Source organism: Dictyoglomus turgidum DSM 6724 (assembly GCF_000021645.1).
Taxonomy (GTDB): Bacteria; Dictyoglomota; Dictyoglomia; order Dictyoglomales; family Dictyoglomaceae; genus Dictyoglomus; species Dictyoglomus turgidum.
Genome location: NC_011661.1, coordinates 871,883 through 883,932, shown reverse-complemented (window position 1 = coordinate 883,932; position 12,050 = coordinate 871,883). Strand labels below are relative to the sequence as shown.

General features: G+C 33.8%; 7 protein-coding genes and 1 riboswitch. Of the genes, 1 reads left to right on the top strand and 6 read right to left on the bottom strand.

Features of this window, described 5'->3' with window-relative positions; translation table 11 throughout:
• Positions 1-54 precede the first annotated feature (54 nt).
• The 6 genes from DTUR_RS04355 to DTUR_RS04330 form a co-directional block, all read right to left on the bottom strand.
• Positions 55-1,914: a glycosyl hydrolase 53 family protein gene (locus DTUR_RS04355; protein WP_012583222.1), complete on the bottom strand. Its 1,860-nt coding sequence runs from the start codon at positions 1,912-1,914 to the stop codon at positions 55-57.
• A 36-nt stretch (positions 1,915-1,950) separates the two neighbouring features.
• Entirely contained in the window at positions 1,951-4,191 is a 2,241-nt protein-coding gene (locus tag DTUR_RS04350; protein WP_012583221.1) for an ABC transporter permease subunit, read from the bottom strand.
• Between the two features lie 2 nt (positions 4,192-4,193).
• Positions 4,194-5,921 (bottom strand): DUF4896 domain-containing protein, encoded by a 1,728-nt coding sequence (locus DTUR_RS04345; protein ID WP_012583220.1) that lies wholly within the window; start codon positions 5,919-5,921, stop codon positions 4,194-4,196.
• A 45-nt stretch (positions 5,922-5,966) separates the two neighbouring features.
• Complete coding sequence (locus tag DTUR_RS04340; protein ID WP_012583219.1) at positions 5,967-7,163, bottom strand: sugar ABC transporter substrate-binding protein; 1,197 nt, start codon at positions 7,161-7,163, stop codon at positions 5,967-5,969.
• Between the two features lie 94 nt (positions 7,164-7,257).
• On the bottom strand, positions 7,258-8,274 hold the full coding sequence (locus tag DTUR_RS04335) for a GntR family transcriptional regulator (protein WP_242603755.1): 1,017 nt from the start codon (positions 8,272-8,274) through the stop codon (positions 7,258-7,260).
• A gap of 151 nt (positions 8,275-8,425) precedes the next feature.
• A complete protein-coding gene (locus tag DTUR_RS04330; protein ID WP_012583217.1) occupies positions 8,426-10,714 on the bottom strand; it encodes a glycoside hydrolase family 3 N-terminal domain-containing protein in 2,289 nt (762 codons plus the stop codon).
• Positions 10,715-10,878: 164 nt separating this feature from the next.
• On the opposite strand from DTUR_RS04330, the gene DTUR_RS04325 reads away from it, so the two are divergent.
• A complete protein-coding gene (locus DTUR_RS04325; protein WP_012583216.1) occupies positions 10,879-11,790 on the top strand; it encodes a DegV family protein in 912 nt (303 codons plus the stop codon).
• Positions 11,791-11,812: 22 nt separating this feature from the next.
• Positions 11,813-11,987: riboswitch (FMN riboswitch) on the top strand.
• The last annotated feature ends 63 nt before the right edge of the window (positions 11,988-12,050 follow it).

Here is a 12,050-nt window from a genome sequence, read left to right as displayed (position 1 = left end):
TAACCTCCCCATAAATTAATCAGATTTATTTTATTCGAAGGCCCCCTTGCCTATTTACTCTTGCTCTTTTAATTCAAAATCATCAATCCAAGCCCAATTACCTGTATTTCCATCTACTATTATGCTTATTTTTATTTCTCCTGTAGTAACTTCAATATCACTTATAGTAGGATTCTTCCAATTTAGCCAACCAGTATTAATTATATCAATAAATTTATCTTCACCACCATACCCACTTACTTTAAATCTTATTAAATTTTCTCCACCTCCACCCTGTATCCAAAAACTTACTTTATATTTACCAGGACTAAGATTTTTAATAACTTGGTATAGTTCAAATTTAAAGGGTTTATCAAGCCAGTAATTAAGAGCATAATCCCCTGACTTTGCGTTTTGAGGTGGGGTTGCTTTTACAACTTTTACAGCCGAGATATCTCCTTCAACCTTCCAAGGAGAAAGGGTACCAGATTCAAAACTTGGATTTTGTATATAGTTTTTCTGGCCACTTACATAAATATTTGCATATATCTCTTTCTGAATCCCCTCAATAATCCCTCTTAGTTTAAACTCTCCAGGAGTTGTAAGGAATTTGGGATCAATATTATCCCACTTAATTTTAATACTTCTAATTGAATCATCATCAAACAACACTTTAGCTTTTTCAGGCAAATTTGGAATTTCTCCTGTAGAAACTTTTATATTTACTTCTGACAATACCTCTATTGGATTAGGAGTTATCTTTTCTTTTCCATAAACAAGATTAAAAACATCTAAGGATGGAAGAGTATTACCTTTAAAATCAAATAATGCTTGATTTTCCCATGGATTACCCTCTCCTTGTTTCCATCCTGCTCCTTTAACAGGAATCCAACACCCTTCCCAATAAAATATTCCTATCCCCTTATTATTTGGAATATGAGCCACCACATCCATAATATCCCTTATGGCTGTAGCTTGCCCCTGTATTGTAGGTTTATATCCTCCTATTTTCCATAAATCTCCGCCAAAGATATTTGGATGGCCGTCAGCATCATCTAAGGTCCAAGCATAGGCGGTCTCAAAAATTGCTATTTCCTTATTTAGCCAAAGAGCAATACTGTTTAAGTTTTCCCTAAGCTCATCTATGGTACCATGCCAATAAGGATAATAGGATACTCCAATAACATCAAAATCCATTTTTAAACTTAAAACATTTCCAAAAAACCATCTAAATAAGGCACTATTTCCTCCTTCAGCAAGATGTACTGCTATTTTAATATTCTTGTCTACTCTTCTTACAGCATTGACTCCAGCGTTGAATAGTTTGACAAAATTTTCAAAACCCCCTGCATCATCTCCAACAAGTTTTCCATCTGGCCACAAAAATCCATTGTTTACTTCATTACCGATCTGTACCATATCTGGTAGAGCTTTGTTATCCTTCATGTATTTAACAACTTGATAAGTAAAATCAGAAACTGCTTTCTCAAGAGCCTTACCTTTTAAATTTTTCCATGCTTTTGGTTTTTCCTGTTTACCAGGATCAGCCCAAAAATCACTGTAATGAAAATCTACAAGCACTTTTAAACCAATAGATTTTGCTCTTTTGGCAAGCTCAGTCATATTTTTATAATCGCAGTTTCCTCCTCCATAGGGATTTCCTTTTTCATCATATGGATCATTCCATATTCTAACCCTTACCCAATTAACACCGTGATCTTTTAATATCTGAAGTGGATCTTTTTGAACCCCATTATCAAAGTATTTTCCTCCATTTTTCTCAACCTCATATACCATTGATATATCAACACCCTTAATAAAATCCTTCGATATATTTTCTATGGGATTTACTAACACTTTACTCTCTCCATATCCTGAAGTTGTCATAAAAACCCCCAGTAAAAATAATATTAACAATACTTTTTTCTTCCCCATAATATCACTCCTTTATACTCTAAATTCAATAAGTTTTTATCCTTTAACTGCTCCCTTCGTTAAACCACTGACAATATACTTTTGCAATGATAAGAATAATATAGTCATAGGTAACATGCCAAGAAGAGCAGCTGCAGTAAATAATCCCCACTCTGTTTGATAAGGTCCTGAAGAGAAAGTCCATAATCCAATAGCATAGGTATACTTTTGGGCATCTTGAAGAATTATACGTGCAAAAATGAATTCATTGAAAATACTCATAAACGTGAGAATTACTACAACAGTTAGTATAGGTCTTGCTAAGGGCAACACAATCTTGTAAAAAGTTTGAAATCTAGTAGCACCATCGATCATTGCCGATTCTTCAAGGGAATCAGGTATGGTGTCATAATATCCCTTTATGAGGTACATATTATAGGCAATATTTCCTAAATAAACAAAGGTAAGACCTGAAAGAGTATCAAGCCCAAGAAAAGGAATAAATCTACCTAAAATGTTAAGCAAGCTATATATAGCAATCATATATACTGCGCTGGGAAACATTTGAATAAGAAGCAGAGTCAAGATACCATATCTTCTACCCCAAAATCTCATCCTGCTAAAGGGATAAGCTGCAAGAGAACATATCAAAGTAGTTATAATAGCAGCAATCCCCGAAACCACGATAGAATTCCTAACCCATTTCAAAAAGTAATGCTTTGTCTTTTGTTTCCAAATCTGATCTATTCTAAATAGTTCACTATCGATCACATTAAGCCATCTCTTTGTCTCTTTAAAAGGTACATTATCCATCAAATCTCCAGCTTTTTTAGATACAATATTCATGTTAGCACTTACGAAATTAACAAAATCAGTCTTTATCAGATTGTACAAACTGTCAAGTTCAGGAAGATATGTTTTATCTCCCTGAAGACTCTTTTCAAAAAAGCTTCTCCACCTACTCTCTATAATAGATGTCAATTCATTAGCCTTTTGAAGATTCTTAGTTAAATAGGAAGAAAGGTTTTCAAATCTATCTTTTAACGTTTTATAGTCATTAAACCATTTAAATTTATCTGCTGTATTCTCAATCCTTGAACTTAAATTATCTCTTCCATACTCAATAATATAGGAAGTAACAAAATCTCTAAATTCACCCTCCCAGACAGAAACCTCATTAATTAAGGCATCCAAACCATCTACTGTTTGAAGCTTATCTAATTTCGCATCAAGAGACGAGATAAATTCTTTCAACTGGTCAACTTTTGTCAATGGTCTTACTTCTTCCTTTATGTTCTCTTCTTGATTTTGAAGAAGTTCCTTTTGCATCTCAAGAAATTCATTCTCTTGATTCAATATGGCAACTTTTCTATTGTATGCATTTAATTCTGAAACTTTTGCGTCAAGCTGATCAATTAGATTGTTAAGATTTTCAGAAACCTTTAAGAAAGAAGCTTGAAAATACAAGTATTTACTGTCAGATGTGAAATATTTTATCTTTCGAGAAAGGCTTCTAATATTCTGTAATAGCAAATCAAAGTCTAAATATTTTGAAAGTCTGTCGATTAGAGAAGAAAACACTCTGTCAAGAGAGGAGGCCTTTTTATAACTTACTAATGAATATTGATCAAGCTTGTTGTTGAGGAATGTAATTTCGTTGTTCAAAGCATTAATCTTATTATTTATCTCCAGTATTTCTCTTTGAAGAGCATCAATTTTTACCAAAACTTTATTATATTCTTCTCTATTCTGAGATATTTTATAGTTTAAATTGTTAATTCTTTCTTTCAAAATTTTCAACTCTGATAACTTTATAGACAAATTACTCTCTTCTCCTTTTTTGGGAAGATTTTCCTCCAAGTATTTCTTTAAAGCCTCCAATTGTAGGTATATGTTATTTTTTATTTCATTAGTTTTTAAAGCTAAATAATTATTCAAGTCTCTATAGCCTTTTTCTGCTTTATCATATCTACTCTTAGTTTCGTCTATATAGGATTTCAAGTTAGAAATGTCCTTTTCTATTTCCCTTTCAACTCTCCCTCTATCCCAAGTATCATAAGGAGGAGTTAACATTATAAGATTTTGAAGTTCTTGAACAAGGGCAGGCATATTTTTCTCAGGAGCAAGGAGATCTTTATAATTTTGTAAAGATATCCTTGATGAGAAAATTTTAGTAGAGAAAGCAGCTTCATCCCTCCTTATAGAGGTACTAACCACCCAAACCACAGGAAACAATATAAGAGGAATCAGGATCCAAAGAATAATATGAGTTAAAAAGTAGGTCTTTCTCTCAACCATGACTATTCACCTCTTACCTCTTCAAAAGAACCCGATATTTTAAAATTAACCAAACTTATACCAGCTACTAAGAAGAATATTAAAATAGAAATAGCACTTGCAAAACCAAATTCTTGTCCCCTTCCCTCAAAAGCAAGTTTATATACATAAGATATTAAAATATCGGTATGACCCGCTGGGGTAGTCGCAGAAACCATAGGAGGACCACCTGCTGTTAAAAGATATATTAAAGTGAAATTATTAAAAGTATAAGCAAAACTACTTATTAAAAGCGGTGCTACAATGGTCAAAAGCATAGGAAGGGTTATATATCTGAATCTTGCTATTCTACCAGCCCCGTCAATCGCGGCCACCTCATAGAGTTCATCGGGAATTGACTGTAAAGCACCCAGAGATATGGTCATCATGTATGGAAAAGTAAGCCATGTGTTTACAACTATACATATTACCTTTGCCCAGAAGGGATCATTAAACCATTTTATTGGATTTAATCCCATCATTGGAAGAATTATCTTGTTAAGAATTCCATAAGTTTCGTTAAATATACCGTTTTTCCAGGTCAAAACCGATATAAAATAAGGAATTGCCCATGGAATTATTAGAAGAGTTCTGTAAATATTTCTTCCCTTTAATCTCCTATTGTTCAAAGCAAGAGCAAAAGCAAGACCTATGGAAAAAGACAATAATACGGTAAATAAAGACCATTCCACTGTCCACATAAATATATTCAAAAATGGTCTAGAAATTCTCTCATCTTTAAAAATTCTTCCAAAATTCTCTAAACCTACAAAAGTGGTATAACCTATCAAGAAAATTCTATTACCACTCTCGTCGAGGTCGTAAAAGGAACCTTTTTCCTCTATTAATGGCTTTTGGGTTTTGGTGTTTATTATCACACTTCTTCTATAAAATTTATCTCCTTCTCTTAAATCTTCAAAGGAAAGTCTATACAATCTATTTATAAAAAAGAACTTCCACTTACCATCAGTGTCAACCTTTATTCCTATTATTCTTCCTCTTTCCTGATCTAAATATTCTGTATTAGAAAGATACTTTTGAACTAACAGAACAAAATAATAAGTATTTTTTTCCAAATCAGAACTTTCAGAAGAATACATCAATCTGTAGACTTTATTATCTAAAATTATTTTCTCTGCATTCTCCAATGAAGGTTGAAATTCATAAACCATTCCATCTCTCTCTATCTTTGAAGAATTCACTTTAAAGAGCCTACCTTCTCTAAGTAAAACCTCGGTACCTTTTCTAATAGTAGGAATAGGAGTTTTTCCTAAATAGTTTTCCCCATTTATCTTAAACAGAATAAGAAAGTCTTCTGTGGGTTTTAAATTCTCATATACAGTAAAGATCTTAAAATCTATAGGGTTTTTCTCTATCACATAAGTATAGTTAGGATCATACAACAATCTCTCAACTGCCTCTTCACGAGTAAATATATGTCCAGTCCCATAATTAGTAAAGGCAGTTTTTATAGTAAAATATATGGGATAAATAACAAGTAAAAATAAAAAAATAAGAGCAGGAATTGTGTATCTGTATGGATACGCTTTTGGATTAAAGATGAAAAAGTCAATAAGAAGTAAGGCAATTATAACAACAATACCAAGTTCATAATAATAATTCTGAATTAGATAGACTCCTGACCAAAAAAGAAGACCATTAATTAATGCTAATATAAACCATAAAATAAGTTTTATTACTTTTGAAGTCAAACTATCTACCTCCTAATAGGCCCGGGAATACCCCGGGCCTTTTTTCTATCTCTTAATTTGAGCTTTTATAGCTTTTACTGCATTTTCTAAAGCTTCCTCAGGAGTTGCTTTACCATTTACAATTAGATTAAGAGCATCATTCATAGCACTCCAAACAAAGGCCATCTCAGGAACATTAGGCATAGGTATACCATTTGCTGCACTCTTTGTAAAACCAACAATATCTGGATTATCCTTAATCATAGCAAGAACATCTTTTCTTGCAGGAATTCTTGGATCAGCAAGATAAATCTTATACATGGTATCTTTTGTGGCTATATAATTGAGTACAAAATCCCTTGCAAGAATCTTATTAGGAGATTTTGCATTTATCATGAAACCTTGAACTCCTACGAAAGGTTTTGCTACAACCCCTTTTTCTAAGCTTGGAATTACTGCTACTCCATAGTTTATACCCGCATCCTTATAAGCTTTCACTGCCCATGGACCATTAATTATCATTGCTGCTTTTCCTTCTTTAAACATTGAATCCATTATCTGATAGTTATCTCCAGGAGTCAAAATCTTTTCGTCAAATAGCCTCTTCCAAAGTTTTGCACCCTTTATAGCACCAGGATTTGCAAGCCCAATATCAGAGACATCAAGGCCTTTTGATGTTTCCTTAAATACATATCCTCCATAACCGAAAAGAACAGGTGCCACATAATAGAATTCTGCTCCACTGGTTATAAAGCCTCTTACTTTTCCTTTATAAGCAGTATCTATCCTTTTAGCCGTTGAGATTAAAGCATCAAAGGTTGAAGGAGGCAGTTTTACATAATCTTTATTGTAGATTAGTGCAATAGCCTCCATAGCGTAGGGTAATCCATAAAGCTTACCACCATAAGAAAAAGCATTCAAAGCAGTAGTGTAAAATTGATTTTGGTCTTTAAATTGAGCTATTGGTTCTAATAAGCCGTTTACTACAAGTTCTCCTACCCAATCATGGGCACCTACAATCACATCTGCACCTTTACCTTGAGGGGCAGCAGTCAAAAAGTTAGGCTTAATAGAACCAAATTCCACATACTGAACGTCAACACTGACACCGTATTTTGCCTTAAACTCCTCTCCTAATCTCTGGAGGATATCCACTTGTTTTTCAGAGCACCAGACAGTAATCTTATTAGTTTGAGCACCTGTCAAACTAAGGAAAAGAAGCATCAAAGAAATCAACATTAGCACATAACTTAACTTTCTCATAGTGAACCCCCTTTCAAAAGGTTTATTGGAAAAGCTATTTATTTTTTTAATTTTTTTCTTTTCACCTCCCCTTGTACCAATTTAAAACCACCTATCAATTCATCAGTGTTTCTCTTATAATAAGCTTAGCAGATACTAAAACTCGTTTATTAGAAATAATTTTCTTTTTGTTTATTATATCATCCAAAAGCTCTATTATTTCGCTTATAATTTTTTCCACATCCCACTTAAAAGTAGTTAAGTTAGGAACAACCTCTTTGGCTAATGGAATATCATCACATCCAATTATGCTCAATTCTTTACCCACTAAAATTCCAGATTCTTTTAATCTCTGAATTAAACCTATAGCCATCCAATCATTTGCCGCAAAGATGCCAATTTTACTCTTCCTCTCATTATTAAAAATGTCTAAGATTTTCTCTCCAAGCTCATAACCAGATTTATAGTTCATTTTACCTTCAATTATCTCATACTTTATACCTTCTTCAATTTTCACCCTATCCAAGAAACCTAATTTCCTTAAACGAGCTGCAGTATATCTTTCTGGACCACAAAGATGTATAATATAATTATGTTTTCTCTTAATAAAGGCTTCAGCCGCAGACCAGCCTATCTTATAATCATCTACAGAAATTTGAATAATCTTATCATGATTGAAGTACTGCTCAATAGAAATTAAATATTGGAATTTCTCTTTGAGTTTTTCAATGGATTCGTCATTAATCAAACCTACCAGTAATAACGGAATGTCTCTATTTCGGTTTTTTATTACCTTGTCCATAGATATAAAATTCAAGCTAAAACCCCTCTCAGTAAGCCTATTTGTTAGAGCCACAAAAAATTTAGAATAAAAAGGATCTTCAGTTTTTAAATCGGGAGAATTCAAAACATACACATGTTTCTCCTTTTTGGGGACAATATAAGTTCCTTTTCCTTGAAATTGTACTATTATCCCTTCTTCTATGAGTTCCTTCATTACGCTTCTTATGGTAGTTCTACTTACATTAAAAGTTTGAGCAAGTTCCCTCTCAGAGGATAATTTTACATAATCCTCTTTCCTATTCTTTTCAATTATCTTTAAGAGTTCCTCTTTAATTTTCTCTTTAATCAAAGGGGAAATTTTCATATTTCAACCAATTTAATACCACTTTTAATTAAAAGGTATCATATTTAACACAAATAGTCAATAGAGGATCAAGACCATATTTCTAGGGGATATAAGAAAAAAGAAGAGGGGGAGTTAATTCTCCCCCTTTTTATACCTACTCTACTTTAATCTCACTTGCAAATTTTCTTTTTTCTGTTATTACTTTTGTCTCAAGTACTTCAAAGGTTCCTGTAAGTCTTATATCTTCAGAAGAGCTTCCAATCATTATCTCAAAAATACCTTTTTCTACAACAAATCTCATAAACTCATCATAGAAAGCAAGCTGCTCAGGATAAAGAATAAAGGTTACTCTTTTTGACTCTCCAGGCTTAAGATGTATTTTCTTAAATCCTTTCAACTCCTTAACAGGTCTTTCTAAGCTCGCTACTTGGTCATGAACATATAATTGAACTACTTCTTCTCCCTCTCTGACTCCTGTATTCTTAATAGTAAAACTAATTTCTACTTTCTCTAAAGCATTCACCTTTTCTGGATGAATCTTCAGATTAGAATACTCAAAAGTGGTGTAAGAGAGACCATGTCCAAAAGGATACAAGGGTTTGGCTGATTCTTCCACATAATCGGTAAAGGCTGAAGGCTTCCTATTATAGTAAACAGGTACCTGTCCTGTTACAGCAGGAAAAGAAATAGGTAATTTTCCAGATGGATTATAATCTCCAAAAATTACATCAGCTACAGCATCTCCACCTTCTTCACCTGGATACCATGCTTCTAATATCGCATTGAGATTTTCATGCTCCCACTTTAATGCCTGAGGTCTCCCATTAACAAGTACAAGAACAATAGGTTTACCAAGTTTATGAAGTTCTCTTAACAGGTCTCTCTGTATTCCAAAAAGTTCAAGAGTTGTTCTATCATTACCTTCACCAGAGATTCCTCTGTGGAACAAACCGCTTTCCTCACCCATTACCGCTATAATCACATCAGCCCTCTTAGCAATCTCTATTGCCTCGTCAAATCCCTCTTTAGAATCACTAAGAATTTCACAACCCTTAGCATATAAAACTTGAGTTTCAGCTGATACTTTATTCTTAATTCCTTCAAGAATACTTACTGTTCTTACCGCACATTCCTCAGGTATCTTTACTCCCTCAAGGGTTTCCGATACTGATGGTATATGAGCAGTATAACTATAATCTCCGTGTAGATTTCTGGGATTATCTGCATTAGGGCCAATCACTGCAACTGTTCTAATATTCTTAGAAAGAGGTAATATTCCGTCATTCTTAAGGAGCACTATAGACCTTCTTGCAACCTCTCTTGATAATTCTCTAAACTCCGGTTTATCAAAAATATCATACACTTTCTTAGGATCCTTCTCTAAATCACCATCAAATAATCCGAGCATAAATTTTGCCCTTAGAACTCTTTCAACAGATGCATTTATAACTTCTTCAGAAATAAGTCCTTCTTTTACTGCTTGAATCAAAGGCTCTCCATAACAGTCCACGCTTGGTAATTCAATATCAATTCCAGCTTCTAAAGCAAGAACAGCTGCTTCTTTTGCATCTTTTGCTACTCTATGAAAATTTTCTAACATTCTTATAGCGATATAATCAGATACTACATAACCTTTAAAACCCCATTCCCATCTTAGAATCTTTGTTAACAAAAATTTTGATGAAGCACAAGGTACACCATCTATCTCATGATATGCATTCATCAAAGAACCAGCTTGACCCTCTTTTATTGCTACCTCAAAGGGGAATAAAAATACTTCTCTAAGCTCTCTTTCTCCAACCTTAGCAGGGCCCAAATTTCTTGCCCCCTCAGAAATACCGTAAGCTGTAAAATGTTTAACTGTAGCAATAATTCCTTCTCTCCAATCTTCTCCTTGAAGCCCCTTTACATACTCTGCAGCCATTCTGGACACAAGATAAGGATCTTCTCCAAAGGTCTCTTCTGTCCTACCCCATCTTGGATCTCTTGGAATATCAAGAACAGGGGAAAGCCCTTGATGCACATTAGCTGCTCTCATATGCTGTCTTATAACATCACTTACTCTTCTTATGAGTTCAGGTTCAAAAGTGCTTGCCATACCAATAGCCTGAGGAAATACTGTTGCCCCCTTTGCCATAAATCCACTAAGACATTCTTCATGAATTATTGCAGGAATACCAAGTCTTGTTTTCTCCTTTAAAAATTTCTGAATTTTATTAGCAAGTTCAACAGCCCTTTCTGGATCCATTCCTTTTTCTCCTGCCACTCGAGAGATTTGTCCAATCCCATTCTTTAAAAGTTTCTCCGCCTTCTCCTCAGAAAAATTGCCACTCTCATCCACTAACTCTTTCCCAAAAACCGACTGTAGCTGAGCAATTTTTTCCTCAAGGGTCATTTTTGAAATTAAATCTCTAACTTTCTTTAAGATTTCTTTTTCCTCCATTGCTTTACCTCCCTTAGAAAAACGTTTTTACACTTAGTAATTATATCCAAACTCATATAAAAATGAAAGAGACAATTTAAACATTTTCAAAGCAATGCTTTATATATACCCAAATATATAATATAATAAGACAATTCTAAAAATTAGTTTTAGGAGGATACTTAATGAACAATAATACAAAAATACAATTTAAAGTGGTAACCGATAGTACTGCCGATATACCAGAAGAAATTAGCAAAGAATTGGAAATAGAAGTAATACCCTATTACATACACCTGCAAGAAAAAGCTTTTCAGGAGAATGTAGATATAACTCCGGAATATATTTGGAATTATATGGAGAACCTTGAAGATTTATCCAAATTACCTAAGACCGCCTGTCCTGGAGTTGGAGAGTACTATGAGGCTTTTAAAAAAATATTGGAAAAAGGAAAAAAAGTGTTAAGCATCCACATGACTTCATGGGGAAGCGGAGCCTTTCAATCAGCAAATACTGCAAAGCAGATCCTTAAAGAAGAAAATCCAAATTACGAAATAGAAGTCATAGATTCAAAAAGTGTATCTTTGGGTACCGGCTTTATGGTAATAGAAGCAGCAAAAGCATCTCTTAACGGATGGAATATTAAAGAGACTATAAAACATATCAGTAAAATCAGAGAAAATTTATTCCATGCTTTTACAAATGACACTCTTAAATTTCTTGCAGCTGGAGGAAGAATAGGAAAAGCCCAATATCTTCTTGCAGAAGTTTTGAAAATAAATCCCATAATCTCGGTGAATCCCGAAGGGGTTTTGGTCGCTTTAGATAAAGCCGTAGGAAGATTAAAAACATATCAAAGAATAGTTTCTCATATGCAAGACTTTTTTAAAGATAATAAAGTTTTAAATGTGGGATTTTTACATGCAAATGCCATGGAAGAGATAAACAAAATAAAAGAAGAGATTTCAAAAGTATTTGAGTTAAGAGACATAATAGTGAATAAGCTAAGTGCAGCACTAAGCGTACACTCAGGACCAGGAACGATAGGAGTAATAGCCTACCCCTTAAGTCTGTCTCTTGATATTGAATCGAGATAAATTTTTGTATATAATCTTAAAAAATTACCTTCGGGGCAGGGTGAGAGAGGAACAATAAAAGTTCCTCTCAATTCCCGACCGGCAGTGATGGTATCTCCAAATATGGGGATACCTAAGCCTGCGAGCAAGCCTAAAGGGCTTGCAGATCTGGTGAGAATCCAGAGCCGACGGTATAGTCCGGATGGGAGAAGGTAATTTAATTTTTTGATAAAAAAGCCCTGAAGGTATATACCTTCAGGGCTTTTTTTATATAAAAAACA

Coding starts and splice junctions, on each gene's coding strand:
- DTUR_RS04355 (WP_012583222.1), bottom strand. CDS start 1,914: ATGGGGAAGAAAAAAGTATTGTTAATATTATTTTTACTGGGGGTTTTT.
- DTUR_RS04350 (WP_012583221.1), bottom strand. CDS start 4,191: ATGGTTGAGAGAAAGACCTACTTTTTAACTCATATTATTCTTTGGATC.
- DTUR_RS04340 (WP_012583219.1), bottom strand. CDS start 7,163: ATGAGAAAGTTAAGTTATGTGCTAATGTTGATTTCTTTGATGCTTCTT.
- DTUR_RS04330 (WP_012583217.1), bottom strand. CDS start 10,714: ATGGAGGAAAAAGAAATCTTAAAGAAAGTTAGAGATTTAATTTCAAAA.
- DTUR_RS04325 (WP_012583216.1), top strand. CDS start 10,879: ATGAACAATAATACAAAAATACAATTTAAAGTGGTAACCGATAGTACT.